The 16,538-nt window shown below is 67.2% G+C and carries 20 protein-coding genes; 6 read left to right on the forward strand and 14 right to left on the reverse strand.

The genetic code is table 11. The annotated features are described in order from the left end of the window. Window positions 1-6 precede the first annotated feature (6 nt). From BW970_RS04065 to BW970_RS20710, 13 genes are all read right to left on the reverse strand, one after another. A complete protein-coding gene (locus BW970_RS04065) occupies window positions 7-1,065 on the reverse strand; it encodes a dipeptidase (RefSeq protein WP_076528910.1) in 1,059 nt (352 codons plus the stop codon). A 64-nt stretch (window positions 1,066-1,129) separates the two neighbouring features. Further along, on the reverse strand, window positions 1,130-2,083 hold the full coding sequence (locus tag BW970_RS04070) for a DUF808 domain-containing protein (protein WP_076528912.1): 954 nt from the start codon (window positions 2,081-2,083) through the stop codon (window positions 1,130-1,132). A gap of 158 nt (window positions 2,084-2,241) precedes the next feature. Next, on the reverse strand, window positions 2,242-2,802 hold the full coding sequence (locus BW970_RS04075) for a DsbE family thiol:disulfide interchange protein (RefSeq protein ID WP_229740437.1): 561 nt from the start codon (window positions 2,800-2,802) through the stop codon (window positions 2,242-2,244). Continuing rightward, window positions 2,795-2,959: a heme exporter protein CcmD gene (ccmD, locus tag BW970_RS04080; protein WP_076528913.1), complete on the reverse strand. Its 165-nt coding sequence runs from the start codon at window positions 2,957-2,959 to the stop codon at window positions 2,795-2,797. Before ccmD ends, BW970_RS04075 begins: the two co-directional genes overlap by 8 nt. Next, window positions 2,956-3,687, reverse strand: a complete 732-nt coding sequence (locus BW970_RS04085) for a heme ABC transporter permease (RefSeq protein WP_076528916.1) — start codon at window positions 3,685-3,687, stop codon at window positions 2,956-2,958. The genes ccmD and BW970_RS04085 overlap by 4 nt, the downstream gene beginning before the upstream one ends. A 52-nt stretch (window positions 3,688-3,739) precedes the next feature. Continuing rightward, the gene (gene ccmB, locus BW970_RS04090; RefSeq protein WP_076529234.1) at window positions 3,740-4,396 is read right to left on the reverse strand and encodes a heme exporter protein CcmB; all 657 of its coding nucleotides are present in this window, start codon (window positions 4,394-4,396) and stop codon (window positions 3,740-3,742) included. Between the two features lie 106 nt (window positions 4,397-4,502). Then, window positions 4,503-5,135 carry a heme ABC exporter ATP-binding protein CcmA gene (gene ccmA / locus BW970_RS04095; RefSeq protein WP_076528919.1) on the reverse strand — a complete coding sequence of 211 codons (633 nt, stop codon included), beginning with the start codon at window positions 5,133-5,135 and terminating at the stop codon, window positions 4,503-4,505. A 2-nt stretch (window positions 5,136-5,137) separates the two neighbouring features. Beyond that, the gene (locus BW970_RS04100) at window positions 5,138-5,491 is read right to left on the reverse strand and encodes an Mth938-like domain-containing protein (RefSeq protein ID WP_076528921.1); all 354 of its coding nucleotides are present in this window, start codon (window positions 5,489-5,491) and stop codon (window positions 5,138-5,140) included. A gap of 4 nt (window positions 5,492-5,495) precedes the next feature. Continuing rightward, window positions 5,496-6,260 carry a sulfite exporter TauE/SafE family protein gene (locus tag BW970_RS04105; protein ID WP_083701111.1) on the reverse strand — a complete coding sequence of 255 codons (765 nt, stop codon included), beginning with the start codon at window positions 6,258-6,260 and terminating at the stop codon, window positions 5,496-5,498. Between the two features lie 4 nt (window positions 6,261-6,264). After that, on the reverse strand, window positions 6,265-6,591 hold the full coding sequence (yajC, locus tag BW970_RS04110; RefSeq protein ID WP_076528924.1) for a preprotein translocase subunit YajC: 327 nt from the start codon (window positions 6,589-6,591) through the stop codon (window positions 6,265-6,267). A gap of 400 nt (window positions 6,592-6,991) precedes the next feature. Continuing rightward, a complete protein-coding gene (locus BW970_RS04115; RefSeq protein WP_076528925.1) occupies window positions 6,992-8,191 on the reverse strand; it encodes an RSP_2647 family RNA methyltransferase in 1,200 nt (399 codons plus the stop codon). A gap of 38 nt (window positions 8,192-8,229) precedes the next feature. Beyond that, on the reverse strand, window positions 8,230-8,484 hold the full coding sequence (locus BW970_RS04120; protein ID WP_076528928.1) for a hypothetical protein: 255 nt from the start codon (window positions 8,482-8,484) through the stop codon (window positions 8,230-8,232). Between the two features lie 173 nt (window positions 8,485-8,657). Continuing rightward, entirely contained in the window at window positions 8,658-8,804 is a 147-nt protein-coding gene (locus tag BW970_RS20710; protein WP_159441416.1) for an RSP_7527 family protein, read from the reverse strand. A 232-nt stretch (window positions 8,805-9,036) separates the two neighbouring features. Between BW970_RS20710 and edd the strand changes: the two genes are divergently transcribed. Continuing rightward, on the forward strand, window positions 9,037-10,842 hold the full coding sequence (edd, locus tag BW970_RS04125) for a phosphogluconate dehydratase (RefSeq protein WP_076528931.1): 1,806 nt from the start codon (window positions 9,037-9,039) through the stop codon (window positions 10,840-10,842). Between the two features lie 164 nt (window positions 10,843-11,006). Here the strand turns inward: edd and BW970_RS04130 are convergent, their stop codons facing one another. Further along, entirely contained in the window at window positions 11,007-11,393 is a 387-nt protein-coding gene (locus BW970_RS04130; protein ID WP_076528933.1) for a 5-carboxymethyl-2-hydroxymuconate Delta-isomerase, read from the reverse strand. A 121-nt stretch (window positions 11,394-11,514) separates the two neighbouring features. On the opposite strand from BW970_RS04130, the gene BW970_RS04135 reads away from it, so the two are divergent. The 5 genes from BW970_RS04135 to BW970_RS04155 all read left to right on the forward strand — a co-directional run bounded on the left by BW970_RS04135 (window position 11,515) and on the right by BW970_RS04155 (window position 16,515). Beyond that, window positions 11,515-12,684, forward strand: a complete 1,170-nt coding sequence (locus BW970_RS04135; protein ID WP_076528935.1) for a M20 aminoacylase family protein — start codon at window positions 11,515-11,517, stop codon at window positions 12,682-12,684. Between the two features lie 11 nt (window positions 12,685-12,695). Beyond that, complete coding sequence (locus BW970_RS04140) at window positions 12,696-13,862, forward strand: M20 aminoacylase family protein (RefSeq protein WP_076528937.1); 1,167 nt, start codon at window positions 12,696-12,698, stop codon at window positions 13,860-13,862. A 78-nt stretch (window positions 13,863-13,940) separates the two neighbouring features. Further along, entirely contained in the window at window positions 13,941-15,053 is a 1,113-nt protein-coding gene (locus BW970_RS04145; protein ID WP_076528939.1) for a UDP-3-O-(3-hydroxymyristoyl)glucosamine N-acyltransferase, read from the forward strand. After that, the gene (locus BW970_RS04150; RefSeq protein ID WP_076528941.1) at window positions 15,050-15,310 is read left to right on the forward strand and encodes an acyl carrier protein; all 261 of its coding nucleotides are present in this window, start codon (window positions 15,050-15,052) and stop codon (window positions 15,308-15,310) included. Before BW970_RS04145 ends, BW970_RS04150 begins: the two co-directional genes overlap by 4 nt. Then, window positions 15,307-16,515 (forward strand): beta-ketoacyl-[acyl-carrier-protein] synthase family protein, encoded by a 1,209-nt coding sequence (locus BW970_RS04155; RefSeq protein WP_076528943.1) that lies wholly within the window; start codon window positions 15,307-15,309, stop codon window positions 16,513-16,515. Before BW970_RS04150 ends, BW970_RS04155 begins: the two co-directional genes overlap by 4 nt. Window positions 16,516-16,538: the final 23 nt, after the last annotated feature.

The following is a 16,538-nucleotide window of genomic DNA, read 5'->3' on the forward strand; positions in this document are numbered from 1 at the left end:
CTCGCCCTAGCCCCAGGTCCGCCCCAGCACGCCGACCCAGTTGTCGCAGGTGAGCTTTTTCATCAGCGCCGCGCCATAGCCATGCGCCTCCATCGCGGCGGTCAGCCGCGGCAGGCCGGTCGCATCGCCAATGCCTTCCGGCACGGTCGCGCCATCGAAATCCGACCCCAGGCCGACGTGATCCTCGCCCAGCTTGTCGATCAGATGATCAAGATGCCGCAGAACCGGATCCCAGCCCATGGCAGGGTTCTGGCGCCCGTCCTCGCGCAGAAAGACGGTGGCAAAGTTCAGGCCGACCATGCCACGGCTGTCCCGGATCATGGCCAGTTGCCGGTCGGTCAGATTGCGGGTCGATGGCGTGATGGCCCAGGCATTCGAATGGGTGGCCACCAGCGGTGCATCGGACAGCGCGGCGACATCGTTGAAACCTGCCTCGTTCAGATGGCTGAGGTCGATCATGATCCCCAGCCGGTTGCATTCCCGCACCAGGCGCTTGCCCGCATCGGTCAGGCCGGGGCCGGTGTCGGGCTGGCCGGGAAACTGGAACGGCACGCCATGGCCGAAAATGGTCGGGCGCGACCAGACCGGGCCCAGGCTGCGCAGCCCCAGCGCATGAAACGCGTGCAGCGCATCCAGCCCTTCGTCGATCGCTTCGGCACCTTCCATGTGCATGATCCCGGCGATGGTGCCGGTGGCTAGGCACTCGCGCAGCGCCGCCATGTCGCGCACCACCCGAAAGCCGCCTTGGGACGACCGCTCCATCCACAGCAGATGCGCCGCCATCGCCAATGCGACCGGCTGCGCCGATGCATGGTCGATCAACTCGGGCAAGGGCAGCGCATAGGGCGGCGCATCCATCAGCGCCATGGTATCGGGCGCATCATGGGCAGAGGGCGAGGGAATGTAGATCGCAAAGAACCCGGCGGCGAATCCGCCCTGCTTCATCCGCGGCAGGTCCAGATGGCCCTTGCCTTCGCCGGTCAGCCAGATCGCCTCGCGCCGTTCGGGCGCTTGCAGCAGACGCAACAGCAGATCGTTGTGACCGTCGAATACCTGCCAGACCATTGCGTGCAACCTCCATCTTGTGCGGCGCCACTGTGGCGGCCCGATCCGGCAGCCGCAAGGCCCATCAGCGCCGGAGCGCCGCCCACACCGGCGCGATGACCCCGGTTGCCAGGGGAACCAGCGCAAGACCAAGGACCAGACCAAAGATCCCGTCCAGCGCCGCCGTGACACTCCAGTCCAGCGCCGCCCCGGCCTGTGGCAGCGCCATGGCGGCGCTTCCGGCCAAGGCGCCGATGGTATGGCCAAGCCAGGGCAGCCCCAGAACCTCCACCCCATGCACAACGATGGACCCGCCCACCCACAGCATGGCCGCCGTGCCCACCGTGGACAAAAGCCACATCACCCCCGGCATCCCCTTGACCAACCCACGCCCCAGCGCCCGTGTCGCCCCCAGCCGCCCGCCAACCGCCAGATGCAGCCCGATGTCATCCATTTTCACGATCAGGGCCACCGCTCCATAGACAAGAGCCGTGATCGCGATCCCCACAAGGGCCAGTGCCGCCGCCTCTTGCCACAGCGGCCCGTCCGGAAGGGCGGCCAGCGCGATCGTCATGATCTCGGCAGACAGGATGAAATCGGTCTTGATCGCCCCTGCAACCTTCTCCTCCTCCAGCCGCGCGGGATCCTTCGTCTCATGCGCCTCGACAATCGCATCGGGCGGATGCGGCAGCAGGGCATGGAGCACCTTCTCGGCCCCTTCGAAACACAGGTAGGCCCCGCCCAGCATCAACAGCGGCGTGATCACCCAAGGGGCATAGACATTCAACAGCATCAGGCCCGGCAGCAGGACGATCAGCTTGTTGCGCATCGACCCCAGCGCGATGCGCCAGATGATCGGCAATTCGCGCCGGGCCTCGAATCCATGCACATATTTCGGCGTGACCGCGGCATCGTCGATGACAACGCCCGCCGCCTTGGCCCCGGCCTTCGCCGCCGCCCCCGCGATATCATCCACCGAGGCTGCCGCCACCTTGGCAATCGCCGCCACATCGTCCAGCAAGGCCAGCAAACCGCTCATCGTCACCTCCGTACCCGTCCCGCAAGCCGTAGCGCACGCCAGAGCGAACACAAGAGGCAACATGGCCCCTTTCAGCTTGCCGGAAATACCCTCGGGGGGTCTCCAGGGGGGCAGACAGCCCCCCTGGACGGGGAGCGCGAGGGGCCGGCCCCTCGCCCCTACCGCGCCGCGTCGAGCGCGGGCCGGATCGTGCGGTCGTATTCCTGCCGGGTGATCGGCCCGGCGTGCCGCAAAAGCACCCTGCCCGCACTGTCGAGCACATAGGTTTCGGGCACGCCATAGACCCCCCATTCGATGGCCGTCCGTCCGGTCGGATCGGCGCCCATCGTGGCATAGGGATTGCCCAGCTCGTCCAGAAACCCGAGCGCCTGGTCCGGCTTGTCCTTGTAGTTGATCCCGTGGATCGGAACACCGGCCTGGGCCAGCTCGGTCAGGAACGGGTGCTCTGCCCGGCAGGGCGCGCACCAGCTGGCCCAGAAATTCACCAGCTTCACCCCTGGTGCGGCCAGCACCTCGGGCGTGGTCAAGGGGGCCCCGCCCAGGTCGCCGACCTGAAGCGCGGGTGCCATGCGACCGACCATGGTCGAGGGCAGCGACTCGGGATCGTCCCGATACATTCCGAACAGGAACAGGCCGACCAGCACCCCGAACACCGCCGGAGGCACAAAGATCAGCCAGCGCATCGGCGAGCGGCGTTTCTGGTCCCCTGCCTCAGACATCGCCCACCTTCCCCTGCCGTGCCTCGATCTCGCGCAGCGCCGCCTTGACGCGCGCCGCGCGCCACAGCGTCAGCCCCACAAGGACCGCCAGAAATCCCAAAGACACGGCATAGGACGACAGCACCACAGTGGCGTATTTCCCCAGTTCCGGCATCATTCGGCCAACCTTTCACGCGATTCCAGCGCCTTGATACGGCGCAGGCGGATTTCGGTGCGCGTGCGGGCCAGCACCAGCGCCACGAACAGCAGAACAAAGCCCGCAATACAGACCAGCAGCGGAAACCAGTACACGTCCGAGACATTCTCCTGCTTGTCGAGGCTGAGAGACGCCCCCTGGTGCAGGCCCTGGTTCCAGAAATTCACCGCATAGCGCGACAACAGCGCGAAAACAGAACCGACAAGGCACAGAACCCCGGTCAGATCCGCCGCCGTATCGGGGTTGTCCAAAGCCTCCCAGAACGCGATGTAGCCAAGGTAGAACAGGAACAGGATCAGGAACGAGGTCAGCCGCGGATCCCATTCCCACCACGTGCCCCACATCGGCTGGCCCCACAGCGCCCCGGTTGCCAGCGCGATCAGGGTAAAGGTCATGCCCACCGGCGCCGCCGCCTTGGCCGCCAGCGCCGACACATGGTGGCGCCGCACGATCCAGATCAGCGAGGCGACCAGCATCATCACCCAGGCGTTGATCGCCATCATGGCCGCAGGCACATGGATGTAGATGATCTTGACGGTCGAGCCCTGCTTGTAGTCGTCAGGCGTGAAGAAAAAGCCCCAGACCAGGCCCACCAGCAGGCACGACACCGTCATCCCCCAAAGCCAGGGCAGAACCCTGGCAGAGGTTTCCATGAACTTCCGGGGGTTGGCATATTCCCACAGTGACATATGGCTTCCTTAGCGGGTTGCGGGGTTGCACTCAACGGGATCGGTTGACGCATCACCTCAGGTTGATGCGCAAGGCGGCGGCGGCGGCAAAGGGCAACAGCGCGACACTGCCCAGGGTGATGCCCGCCAACAGCAACAGCGGCGTCGCGGGTGCCATCCCGTCGGCGCCCCGCCGCACGATTTCGGCGCCAAAGATCAGCGTGGGAACATACAGCGGCAGAACCAGCAGCGACAGCAGCAATCCGCCGCGCCGCAGGCCCACGGTCAGCGCCGCGCCAAAGGCACCGATCATCGACAGCGCAGGCGTCCCCACCGCAAGCGAAACCACCAGCCAGCCCTGTGCGCCACCCGGCAGGTGCAGCAGCACGCCCAGCACCGGCGCCGCGATCACCAGCGGCAACCCGGTCACGATCCAATGCGCCAGCGCCTTCATCGCCACGACCGCCTCCAGCGGCAGCGGCGCTGTCGCCAGCAGGTCCAGCGATCCGTCGTCCCAGTCCAGCGCAAAGATGCGGTCCAGCGACAACAGACAGGCCAGCAAGGCGCCCACCCACAGAATCCCCGGCGCGATCGAGGCAAGGCGCCCGGCCTCTGGCCCGACCCCGAGCGGGATCAGCACGCACAAGATCAGGAAAAACCCCAGGCCAAGGCCAAACCCGCCGCCCGCGCGTATGGCCAGCCGAAGGTCGCGGATCAGCAGCGCGCCCATGGCATCCTCCCCGCCACCGGGACCAGGGCCCACAGAGGGCCGCACGGTCCTGCGCCGCTGGGCGCGGCGTGCCGCCGGGGCCATCCTGTGACGCGCACGGCCCGCCTCATGCAAAGGCCTCGTCGAACGCATCCCTGCGGCCGCCCTGATCGGGCGCGCGCGCCCGGAACGGCGCCAGATCCAGTACGGTGGCCTCGGACAGCCCAAGGTCGATATGGGTTGCAATCACGGCGGCCCCGCCGCCATGCAGATGCGCGCGCACCATATCGGCGAACAGCCTGACCGATGCGGCATCCAGCGATACGGTCGGCTCGTCCAGCGCCCAGACCGGCCGCCCCGTCAGCAGCATCCGGGCAAGGCCCAGACGCCGCTTTTGCCCCGCCGAAAGGTTCTGTGCCGGACGGGCCGCAAGCGGGGCAAGGTTCATCCGGTCCAGGGCCGCGGCAACCGCCGCCGCGCCGGTGCCGAACACCGCCGCCCAAAAGGCCAGATTCTCGGTAACGGTCAGCATGGGCTTCAGCCCATCGGCATGGCTGGCATAGGCAAGGGAATCCTGCGGCACAGAAATGGTGCCCGCCAGCGGCGGTTGCAGCCCTGCCAGCGTGCGCAGCAGCGTCGTCTTGCCGCAGCCGTTCGGGCCCCGCAGCACCAGCGCCTGCCCCGGCTCCAGCGCGAACTCCACCCCCTCCAGCACCGCGATGCCCCCCCGCGCGACGCAAAGGCCCTGCACGCGCAACATGGTCAGACCGGCAACAGGGCAGCGGCCACCCGGCGGCCTTCGGCCAGACAGACGTTATAGGTGCGGCAGGCGGCAGGCGTCGCCATCACCTCGGCGCCGATCCCTGCGGCCTCCAGCGCCTCGCGCAAGTCGCGCGGCAAAGGCGCAATCTCGGCCCCCATGCCGAAAAAGATCACATCGACGGTGCCGGCCAGCGCCAGCAAGGCGGCGCCATCCGGCAATCCAGCCCAGGGGCCTGCGCCATCGGGCCGTACCAAAGCGGCGCCTTCGATCACACCGCCACCCACGCGGAAAAACCCCGGCCCATAGCCATCGACCGGCAGCAGGGATCCAAACTGCACCTCGGACAGCTTCATGGCATCAGCCTTTCCACAAGGGCAGCCCCGCAAGGGCGGAGGCAGCGATCAGCACCCAGGCCAGCACCTTGTAAAGCCTGGCCCGGTCTGGACGGAATAGGGCGGAACCCACGGCATTGGCAAGGATGAAGGGCACCAGCAGCATGAGCGATACTGTCGCAAGCCACCAGGACAACTGCCCGGCAAGGCCAAGCGCGGCCACCATGCCCAGATCGACCATGACCAGAAACATCGACAGATTGGCGCGCACCTGCGCCACCGGCATCGGGCTGGCCATATAATACAGCACAACCGGCGGGCCAGGCAGCGCCGTCGCGCCCCCGACGATGCCCGACAGAAAGCCGGTGGCAACCGTCGTGCGGCGACCGCGCGAACCGCGCCATTGCCAGCCTGCGACCAACGCCACCACGGTCAGCAACGCCAGGCCACTGACTGTCCAGCGGAACATGTCGGGGTCGATCCAGATCAGCGCGGCCAGACCAAGCGGCAAGCCAGGCAGCATTCCCAGCACCAGAAGGCCGATTTCGCGCGGGGCGCCGGTGCGCAAGGCCCCCGGCATGTTCACCAGCGGCCCCAGCAAATCCATCATCGCCAGAACCGCCACGGCCTGGGCGGGCGGCAGAACCGCCCCCGCCACGGGCATGAAGACGAGGCCGGAGCCAAATCCCGAAAAGCCGCGCACCAGCCCGGCCATCGCCGCTGCCAGACCCAGCAGCCAAAGCCCCGGCACTGCCAGCGCCTCTGCAACCGGGCCAGGCAACAGCCACACGATGTCAGGCCGCCGCCGGTTCGGTCTTGGTCAACACCTGGGCAATGGTGGCCTTGAGGATGCGCACCTTGACGCCATCGGCGATCTCGACCTCGACCTCGCCATCTTCCTTGACCTTCACGACCTTGCCGATGATCCCGCCCTGGGTCAGCACGGTGTCGCCGCGACGCAGCGCCTCGACCATGGCGCGGTGTTCCTTGACCTTCTTCTGCTGGGGGCGGATCAGCAGGAAATACATGATCCCGAAAATCAGGATCAGCGGGACAAAGCTGGTAAAGGCACCTGCGGCACCACCACCGGCGGCCTGGGCGAATGCGGGGGTTGCGAACATTGTCGTCCTTTCTGGCGGCCGGATCCGGCCGTGGCTCGGGGCCCGGCGTCGAAACGTCGGGCGATTGCGGCGCGCACCCTAGCCCCGAGCCGGGCCATTGGCAAGGCAGGCCGCTTCGCCGGGCAGACACGCGATATCGTCCTCCGGCAGCGGTGCGGGCCAACACCAAGGCGCGGCCACATCGACATGGACAGGCTGCGCCACGGCACGCGCCCGGCCCCCGGCGCCGCGGAGAAGCCCCGCGTCAGAACGCGCCCTTGCGCCTCGGCATCATGGTGCGGGTCACCCATCGGACAATCCGGACCGGCATCCGAACCCACAGAGGCCCGGACCATCGCGGTGAAAGACATGTGCTCGGGTCGCGCCTCAGATGCCGCGCGGCTGAGACGCCCCTGCCCGCTCAGCCGTCCAGACGGAACGCCAGCGTCTTGAGATACCCGCCCTCTGCCAGTTGTGGCAGCACCGGATGATCCGGCCCGGCAAATCCGGTATGCAGGATCTGCGACCGACGGCCGCCACGGCCGATCCCGCGCGCACTGGCGTTGCGGAACGCAGACAAATCCACGGCATGGGAACAGGAACACAGCACCAGAAAGCCCCCCGGCGCGACCAGCGGCGCGGCCAGACGGGCGACCCGCTCATAGGCGCGCAACCCGGCCTCCAGCGCAGGCTTGGCCGGGGCAAAGGCCGGCGGATCGCAGACCACGAGGCCGAATCGCGCCTCTTCCTCCGCCAGCGCCTCCAGCACCGCAAAGGCGTCGCCCTGCCGGGTGGAAAAGCGGTCGGACGCGCCCATCAGGCCCGCCCCCTGCACCGCAAGATCCAGCGCCGCCGCAGAGGCGTCGACAGCCAGCGCAGTCCGCGCTCCGGCCGCCAGCGCGGCAAGGCCGAACCCGCCGACATGACTGAACACATCCAGCACCGATTGGCCGCGCCCCAGCCGGGCGGCAAAGGCGTGGTTCGGCCGCTGGTCGAAAAACAGCCCGGTCTTTTGCCCCCCCAGCAGATCCGCCATATATGTGGCACCGTTCATCGGCACCGGCACCGGCCCCGACACTGCGCCGCGCAGCACGAGGGTTTCCTCTGCCAACCCCTCCAATCCCCGCGCCCGGCCCGACCCGTTCTTGACCACGGTCGTCACGCCCGTCACAGCCACAAGCGCCGCGACCAGCGGCTCCAGATGCGCCTCGGCCCAGGCCGCGTTGGGCTGGACAACCGCCACATCCCCGAAGCGGTCGATCACCACGCCCGGCAGGCCATCGGCCTCTGCATGGACGAGGCGGTAGAAGGGGGCATCGTACAAGGTGTCGCGCAAGGCCAGCGCACGGATCAGACGCTCGGAGAACCAGCGTTCGTCCAGCACCGCCTCCGGGTCGCGGTCCAGCATCCGGGCGATGATCCGCGACCTGAGATTGACCGTCACCAGCCCCAGCGGGCGGCGATCGGCATCCTCCAGCACGGCAAGTGCGCCGGGGTCCAGCGCCTGGGTGCGGCGGTCTGTCACCAGTTCATCGGAATAGATCCAGGGAAACCCGTGGCGAATGGCACGGGCTTCGGCCTTGGGGCGCAAGCGGACGGTGGGGTATGTGGGTGCGGTCATGCCTTCCTCTACCCTGCCCGGAGGCGCCGCAAAAGGGGTCAGTTGGCGTAGGCTGCAATCATCTGTCTGGCGCGGTCGGAGATCACCAGCGTCTCACTTGGGTCAAGCCCGTCCTTCATCGACACCGCAGCCAGAGACTGCTGAAGATCCCGGTCTTCGCGGGTGGCAGACATCGCATAGGGGGAAACAAGGAAAAGATCACCGCTGTCGAGGCGGTTCGTCGTTTCCGGCGCCTTGCACGCACCGAGAAACGCGAGGCCGAATACGGCCACGGTCACCTGAATGGCTTTCATCTCATGTCTTTCCGGGGTCTGACGCCCCATTCTGCTCGATGGTTCGAAGTCTAGCAGAATATGTCAGGAATGAGAAGCCCTTGTGGCGACATCAGGGCGGCGGCAGGCTGCCCCGGCAAACAAACCCCTCTGGCAGGCAGTGCCGGAGGGATCTGCTGGATCGGACCGCAAGCTCAGGCCGAACGGACCTGGGCATTGCGACCAAAGGCGCGGCGCACCCAGCCGGCGAAGCCGACCACGAGGCGGCGGAATTCACGGGCGCGCAGGGCGCGGGCTTCGGCTTCGATTTCGAAGATCCGTTGGGGGGAAAGGTTGGTCATCTGTCGAGCTCCATCTGCTAGGCTCCCTGCGGATCAAGATGGACCATATGCTGCGACTGCACAACATGCTGCACCGCAGAACCGCCATGCCCTGAGCGCATGACGGGCCGCCCTGCACCCCGCCAGCCCCCGGCCCCTGCCCCCCGCGCCCCCGGCACCTGCCTTGCAAGGTTAGCGCTAGCGGCGTATGTCTTGGCGATCCCCGCTGCCAGCAGACCGGCCAGGAGGCGCCATGCCGCTCGATCCCCGCATCCGTGCTGTTACCGATCGCATCCGCGACCGTTCGTCAGACACGCGCGCCGCCTATCTTGACCGCATGGCCCGCGCGGCAGAGGCGGGACCGGCGCGGGCGCATCTGTCCTGCTCGAACGCGGCCCATGCCTGGGCGGCCACCGGGCCGGACAAGGCCGATCTGGCGCAGGGGCGCGCGCCGCATATCGGCATCGTGACCGCCTACAACGACATGCTTTCCGCCCACCAGCCCTATGAACAGTATCCAGACCGGATCCGGGCCGCCGCACGCAGCGTGGGGGCCACGGCGCAGGTGGCAGGCGGCGTGCCCGCCATGTGCGATGGCGTGACCCAGGGCCGCGCCGGGATGGAATTGTCGCTGTTTTCGCGGGATGTGATCGCCTTGTCGGCCGGGGTGGCCCTGAGCCATGATTGCTTTGATGCCACGCTTTGGCTGGGGATCTGCGACAAGATCGTGCCGGGGCTGATCATCGCGGCGGCCACCTTTGGCCATCTGCCTGCGGTCTTTGTGCCCTCGGGCCCGATGCCCTCGGGCCTGCCGAACGACGAAAAGGCCAAGGTCCGCCAGCGGTTCGCCACCGGGGAGGCCAGCCGCGAGGAACTGCTGGCCGCCGAGATGGCCAGCTATCACGGGCCGGGCACCTGCACATTTTACGGCACCGCCAATTCCAACCAGATGCTGATGGAACTGATGGGGCTGCACTTGCCGGGGGCTGCCTTCGTCAATCCCGGCACCGGCCTGCGCGAGGCATTGACGGAGGCCGCCGTGGCGCGTGCGGCGGCGATCACCGCGCTTGGGCCGGACTACCGCCCGGTCGCGCGGATCCTGGATGAACGGGCCTTCGTCAACGGCATGGTCGGACTGATGGCAACCGGCGGATCGACCAACCTGGTGCTGCATCTGCCCGCCATGGCAAGATCGGCGGGTATCTTGCTGGATTTGCAGGATTTTGCCGATATTTCCGCAGCCGTTCCGCTGGTGGCGCGGGTCTATCCCAACGGGCTTGCGGATGTGAACCATTTCCACGCCGCAGGCGGCATGGGCTGGCTGGTGGGCGAATTGCTGGCCGCCGGGCTGGTGCATGACGATGTGGTGACCGTGGCAGGCGATGGCCTGCGTCCCTATGCGCGCGAGCCAAAGCTGATCGACGGGGCGCTGGTCTGGCAGGACGCCCCGCGCAGCAGCCTGAACCCGCGCATCCTGCGCCCGCACACGGATCCCTTTGCCGGGACCGGCGGGCTTGTGCAACTGACCGGAAACCTGGGGCGCGGCGTGATCAAGGTGTCGTCTGTCCCCGCAGACCGCCATGTGATCGAGGCGCCTGCGCGGGTGTTCGAGAACCAGGGCGCCGTCAAGGCCGCCTTTCAGAACGGCGAGTTCACCAGCGATGTCGTGGTCGTCGTGCGGTTCCAGGGGCCACGCGCGAATGGAATGCCCGAACTTCATGCCCTGACGCCCGTATTGGCGGTCTTGCAGGACCGCGGCCTGCGCGTTGCCCTTGTCACCGATGGCCGGATGTCCGGCGCCAGCGGCAAGGTGCCCGCCGCAATCCATGTCAGCCCCGAAGCCGAAGCGGGCGGCACCCTGGCCAAACTGCGGGACGGCGATCTGCTGCGCCTGGACAGTCTGGCGGGAACGCTCGATGTGCTGACCCCCGGCGTGCTGGAGCGCGCGCCCGTCGTGGCGGATCTGGCGGGCAATGCCCATGGCACCGGGCGCGAGCTGTTTGCCCGCCTGCGTGCGGGTGCCACGCCTGCGACCGAGGGCGCCTCGATCATTCTGTAGCCGCTCCCGCAGGCCGATCCCCGCGCCCGGCGCGGGGACGTCCTTTGGGCCGGGCGCCGGGACGCCCTGTCGGGCGCCCCGGCGTTGCCTCCGGCGGGGGTATTTCAGGCAAGATGAAAGCGCCTTGCGCCCAGCAGGTTCCGGCCCCGGAGTGCGGGGGGGCCTCAGCCCTTGAGGGCGGCGTGAACCGTATTCCAGGATTTCGCGCTGAAGCGCGGGTCGATCTCGCGCAGTTCGAGCGACAGGGCAAAGGGGCGGTCGCCCAGGCAGGGTTCCAGAAACGCCCTGGCCGCCGCATAGAGTGCCTGGGTGACGCGGGTCTTCTCGGCCTCGCTGCGGCCCTGGCCGATGCGGACCTGCATGTCGAGCCATAGCCAGCCCGGCGCGCCGTCGGCCACGGATTCGGAACTGGCGGCATGGCCGCGCACCCGGATGCCCCCCAGCGGAAACAGTCCGGTGTCCAGCATGGCCCGGCGCATGTGGTCGGCAAATCCGGGCATGTCCGCCAGGGCGGACAGTCCGGCGGCGTGATCATAGCTCAGATGCGGCATCGGCGGCTCCTTTCGCGGCAGGATGCGGCGGCGGGCGGGGGCTTGCAACCCCCCGGCGGTTGCGCCACGCTTTGACCCATGCCGCCGGGGCCGAACCTGGCGCCGACAGGGACGATGCCAGATGCCGATCAAGAACCGCTTTGCCGAACTGCTGCCCGAAATCACCGCCTGGCGGCGCGATTTCCATGAAAACCCCGAGTTGATGTATGACGTGCATCGCACTGCCGGGATCGTGGCCGCCCGCCTGCGCGAGTTTGGCTGTGACGAGGTGGTCGAGGGCATCGGCAAGACCGGCGTCGTGGGGGTGATCCGAGGCCGCCAGAGCGGGTCGGGCAAGGTGGTGGGGCTGCGCGCCGATATGGATGCGCTGCCGATCACCGAACAGACGGGGGCGGCCCATGCCTCGAAAACGCCGGGGCTGATGCACGCCTGCGGACATGACGGCCATACCGCCATGCTGCTGGGCGCGGCGAAATATCTGGCCGAGACGCGGAATTTCGACGGCACGGTCGTGCTGGCCTTTCAGCCTGCCGAAGAAGGCGGCGCCGGGGGGCTGGCGATGGTGCAGGACGGGCTGATGGACCGCTGGGGCATCCAGGAGGTCTATGGGATGCACAATTCCCCTGGCCTTGCCGTCGGGGAATTTGCCATCAAGCCCGGCGCGCTTTTGGCCTCGGCCGACGAGATCGAGATCACGGTGACCGGCAAGGGCGGCCATGCCGCCATGCCGCACAAGGCGGTGGATACCACGCTGGTGGCCAGCCATATCGTGGTGGCGCTGCAATCTATCGTGTCGCGCAATGCCGATCCGCTGCAGTCCATGGTGATTTCGGTGTGCACGTTCCAGACCGACAGCCCGGCGCATAACGTGATCCCGCAGACGGTGGTGATGAAGGGCACGGTGCGCACGCTGGACCCGGCCTTGCGCGATCTGGCCGAGGCGCGGATCCCCGCGCTGGCCGCCTCGGTGGCCGAGGCGTTCGGCGCCAGCGCAACGGTCGAGTACCGGCGCGGCTATCCGGTGACGATGAACACGCCGGAAAATACCGCCTTTGCCGCCGCCATCGCAGAAGAGGTGACAGGCCGCCCGACCAATGATGTCACCCCGCAGATGCCGGCCGAGGATTTCGCCTATATGCTGGAGGCGCGGCCCGGTGCCTATATGCTGATCGGCAATGGCGACAGCGCCTTTTGTCATCACCCCGCCTATGATTTTGCCGACGAGGCCATTCCCTATGGCTGTAGCTGGTTCGCCACCCTGGTCGAACGTCGTATGCCCGTGTCGGCCTGAGGAGATCGAAGATGCCCGTCAAGAACCGTATCGCCGAAATGCAGCCCGAGATTGCCGCGTGGCGCCGCGATTTTCACGAGAACCCCGAGCTGCTTTACGAGGTGCATCGCACCGCCGGGATCGTGGCGGACAAGCTGCGCGCCTTTGGCTGTGACGAGGTGGTGCCGGGAATTGGCCGCACCGGGGTTGTGGGGGTGATCCGGGGCCGCCAGACCGGATCGGGCCGGGTGGTCGGGTTGCGCGCCGATATGGACGCGCTGCCGATCCTGGAGGAAACCGGCCTGCCCCATGCGTCGAAGACGCCGGGCGTGATGCACGCCTGCGGGCATGACGGCCACACCGCCATGCTGCTGGGCGCGGCGCAATATCTGGCCGAGACGCGCAACTTCGATGGCACGGTGGTGGTGATGTTCCAGCCCGCCGAAGAAGGTGGCGCGGGCGCCCGTGCCATGTGCGATGACGGCATGATGGAGCGTTGGGGCGTGCAGGAGGTCTATGGGATGCACAACTGGCCGGGGATTCCCGCAGGCCAGTTTGCCATCCGCCCCGGCCCGTTCTTTGCCGCGACCAACACGTTCACCATCGACATCATGGGGCGCGGCGGCCATGCCGCGAAACCGAATGATACCGTGGATCCGACGGTTGTCGCCTCTCAGATCGTGCTGGCACTGCAATCCATCGCCTCGCGCAGCACCGATCCGCTGGACTCGGTGGTGGTGTCTGTGACCTCCTTTGTCACCAGTTCCCAAGCTTACAATGTGATCCCGCAATCGGTGCAGCTCAAGGGCACGGTGCGCACGCTGACCAATGCAACGCGGGCCTTGGCCGAACAGCGGCTGCGCGCCATTGTCACGAATACGGCTGGGGCCTTTGGCGCAACCGCGAGCATCGACTATATCGAGGGCTACCCGGTGATGGCCAACCACCCTGCGGAAACCGATCATGCCCGCGCGGTGGCAGCCGGCATCTCGGGCCAGCCGGTGCTGGAGGTGCCGCCGACCATGGGGGGCGAGGATTTCGCCTATATGCTGGAGGCGCGTCCGGGGGCCTATATCCTGGTCGGCAATGGCGATACCGCCAATGTCCATCATCCGGCCTATGACTTTGACGACAACATCATTCCCGCCGGATCGTCCTGGTATGTCGGGATGGTGGAAACGCGGATGCCGGTGGCCTGACCGGCCACGGCCCTTTCCTTGCGGCGGGGCCTGCCCTACATCGGGGACAGGCCCCTGCCGGGCCACAAGGGGAAGACGATGGGCCAAACGATCCGCCAGATTGCCGCAGCCTTGGGCGTTCGTGCCGAAGGCGATCTGGATCTGATGGTCCTGCGGGCGGCCGAGCCTGCGCAGGCCGGGCCGGACGATCTGGCACTGGCGATGGACCAGAAATACGCAGGCGGGCTGGCGCAGGGCAAGGCGCGCGCAGCCGTGTTGTGGGAAGATGCCGATTGGCAGGGGTTGGGCTTGCAGGCCGCGATCTTTGTCGGGCGCCCGCGTCTGGCCATGTCGGGGATCACCCGCAGCTTTGATGCCGGGCCGGAGCTTGCCCCCGGCGTGCATCCGTTGGCGGTGGTCGATTCATCGGCCCATATCGGCGCAGGCGCGGCCATCGGGCCCTTTGTGGTCATCGGGCGGGATGTGCGGATCGGCACACGGGCCCGGATCGCCAGCCATGCCAGCATCGCCGAAGGCGCGGTGATTGGCGAGGATGCGCTGATCCATGCCGGGGTGCGCATCTGCCATCATGTCACCATCGGCGACCGGCTGATCGCCCAGCCCGGTGCCATCATCGGCTCGGACGGGTTTTCCTTTGTCACCCCGGAAAAATCCGGGGTCGAGGTCGTGCGGTCCACCCTTGGCGAACGCGACGAAATCCGGGCGCAAAGCTGGATCCGCATCCATTCGGTGGGCGGGGTCGAGATTGGCGACGATGTGGAAATCGGCGCCAATGCCACCATAGACCGCGGGACCATCCGCGCCACGCGCATAGGGCGCGGCACCAAGCTGGATAACCTCGTGCATGTCGGTCACAATGTTCAGGTCGGGCAGGATTGCCTGTTGTGCGGACAGGTGGGCATTGCGGGATCGTCCCGGATTGGCGACCGTGTCGTGCTGGGCGGGCAATGCGGCGTGTCGGACAATATCATCGTCGGCAATGACGTCATCGCAGGCGGCGCCAGCAAGATTTTCACCAATGTTCCCGCAGGGCGAGTCATTCTTGGCAGCCCCGCCGTCAGGATGGAAACACAGATCGAGATCAACAAGGCGCTGCGCCGCCTGCCGCGGCTGATGCAGACGGTGGCAGAGCTTCGGAAAATTGTTACAGGATCCGTGCAAAAGGACGGTGCCGATCAGGAGGGGACATGACCATCAAGGACAGGGTGATCGCCATCATCGCCGAACAGGCGGTTCTGGATGTGGCGGATGTGACGATGGACAGCACGCTGGAAAGCCTGGGGATCGACAGCCTCGGGCTGGTCGAGTCGATCTTTGCCATCGAAGAGGCATTCGATGTGTCCGTGCCCTTCAACGCCAATGACCCGTCGCAAAGCGACTTCGACATTTCCTCGGTGGCCTCGATCATCGCGGCGGTGGAAAAGCTGGTGGCGGAACAGCACGCATGAGGCGGGTGGTCATCACGGGCGCGGGCACGGTGAACGCGCTGGCCCAGGATGTGCCGGGAACCCTGGCCGCCATGCGCGAAGGGCGCTGCGGCATTGGCCCGCTGGAGATCCGCGACCGAGAGCGGCTGTCGGTTTCGATCGGCGGTCAGGTCAAGGGCTGGGACGCCGAAGCCCATTTCAACCGCCAGCAGATCGCGCTCTACGACCGCTTTACCCAGTTCACCCTGCACGCCGCGCGCGAGGCGATCACCCAGTCCGGGCTGGTGTTCGAGGATCAGCTCTCGCTGACCTCGGGTGCGGTGCTGGGCACGGCAGGCGGCGGTGTGAACACCTGGGACGACAATTACCGCACGGTCTATGAGGAAGGCAAAAACCGCGTCCACCCCTTTGTCGTGCCAAAACTGATGAACAATGCCGCTGCCAGCCATGTCAGCATGGAATGGAACCTGCGCGGCCCCAGCTTTACCGTGGCCACCGCCTGCGCCAGTTCCAACCACGCCATGGGGCTGGCGTTCCAGATGGTGCGCTCGGGGGCGGCGACGGCGATGATCACCGGCGGATCCGAGGCGATGCTGTGTTTTGGCGGCATCAAGGCCTGGGAAGGGCTGCGCGTCATGTCCCGGACCGCCTGTCGCCCGTTCAGCATGAACCGCGACGGCATGGTCCAGGGCGAAGGCGCCGGGGTCTTCGTGTTCGAGGAGTACGACCATGCCCGCGCCCGTGGCGCGCATATCCTGGCCGAAGTGGCCGGCTTTGCCATGTCCTCGGATGCCGGTGATATCGTGATGCCTTCGGCCCAGGGGGCGGAACGTGCCATCACCGGCGCACTGCGCGACGCCCGGCTGAACCCCGAAGATGTCGGCTACATCAACGCGCATGGCACCGGGACAGCGGCGAATGACAAGACCGAATGCGCCGCCGTCGCCCATGCCTTTGGCCATCATGCCGACCGCCTGCTCATCTCCTCGACCAAGGCGATGCACGGCCATTGCATTGGCGGCACCGGCGCGGTGGAACTGCTGGCCTGCCTGATGGCCCTGAACGACGGGGTGATCGCCCCGACCATCGGCTATGAAGACCCCGATCCCGAATGTGCGCTGGACGTGGTGCCGAATGTGGCGCGCAAGGCCAGGGTGGATGCTGTGCTGTCGAATGCCTTTGCCTTTGGCGGGCTGAACGCGGTCGTCGCGCTGCGTCGGCTTTAGCCTGGCCCCCCCGGCGGGCGGAG

Source organism: Gemmobacter megaterium (assembly GCF_900156815.1).
In the GTDB taxonomy this organism is placed as follows: Bacteria; Pseudomonadota; Alphaproteobacteria; order Rhodobacterales; family Rhodobacteraceae; genus Wagnerdoeblera; species Wagnerdoeblera megaterium.

Coding starts and splice junctions, on each gene's coding strand:
- BW970_RS04065 (WP_076528910.1), bottom strand. CDS start 1,065: ATGGTCTGGCAGGTATTCGACGGTCACAACGATCTGCTGTTGCGTCTG.
- BW970_RS04070 (WP_076528912.1), bottom strand. CDS start 2,083: ATGAGCGGTTTGCTGGCCTTGCTGGACGATGTGGCGGCGATTGCCAAG.
- BW970_RS04075 (WP_229740437.1), bottom strand. CDS start 2,802: ATGTCTGAGGCAGGGGACCAGAAACGCCGCTCGCCGATGCGCTGGCTG.
- ccmD (WP_076528913.1), bottom strand. CDS start 2,959: ATGATGCCGGAACTGGGGAAATACGCCACTGTGGTGCTGTCGTCCTAT.
- BW970_RS04085 (WP_076528916.1), bottom strand. CDS start 3,687: ATGTCACTGTGGGAATATGCCAACCCCCGGAAGTTCATGGAAACCTCT.
- ccmB (WP_076529234.1), bottom strand. CDS start 4,396: ATGGGCGCGCTGCTGATCCGCGACCTTCGGCTGGCCATACGCGCGGGC.
- ccmA (WP_076528919.1), bottom strand. CDS start 5,135: ATGTTGCGCGTGCAGGGCCTTTGCGTCGCGCGGGGGGGCATCGCGGTG.
- BW970_RS04100 (WP_076528921.1), bottom strand. CDS start 5,491: ATGAAGCTGTCCGAGGTGCAGTTTGGATCCCTGCTGCCGGTCGATGGC.
- yajC (WP_076528924.1), bottom strand. CDS start 6,591: ATGTTCGCAACCCCCGCATTCGCCCAGGCCGCCGGTGGTGGTGCCGCA.
- BW970_RS04115 (WP_076528925.1), bottom strand. CDS start 8,191: ATGACCGCACCCACATACCCCACCGTCCGCTTGCGCCCCAAGGCCGAA.
- BW970_RS04120 (WP_076528928.1), bottom strand. CDS start 8,484: ATGAAAGCCATTCAGGTGACCGTGGCCGTATTCGGCCTCGCGTTTCTC.
- BW970_RS20710 (WP_159441416.1), bottom strand. CDS start 8,804: ATGACCAACCTTTCCCCCCAACGGATCTTCGAAATCGAAGCCGAAGCC.
- edd (WP_076528931.1), top strand. CDS start 9,037: ATGCCGCTCGATCCCCGCATCCGTGCTGTTACCGATCGCATCCGCGAC.
- BW970_RS04130 (WP_076528933.1), bottom strand. CDS start 11,393: ATGCCGCATCTGAGCTATGATCACGCCGCCGGACTGTCCGCCCTGGCG.
- BW970_RS04135 (WP_076528935.1), top strand. CDS start 11,515: ATGCCGATCAAGAACCGCTTTGCCGAACTGCTGCCCGAAATCACCGCC.
- BW970_RS04140 (WP_076528937.1), top strand. CDS start 12,696: ATGCCCGTCAAGAACCGTATCGCCGAAATGCAGCCCGAGATTGCCGCG.
- BW970_RS04145 (WP_076528939.1), top strand. CDS start 13,941: ATGGGCCAAACGATCCGCCAGATTGCCGCAGCCTTGGGCGTTCGTGCC.
- BW970_RS04150 (WP_076528941.1), top strand. CDS start 15,050: ATGACCATCAAGGACAGGGTGATCGCCATCATCGCCGAACAGGCGGTT.
- BW970_RS04155 (WP_076528943.1), top strand. CDS start 15,307: ATGAGGCGGGTGGTCATCACGGGCGCGGGCACGGTGAACGCGCTGGCC.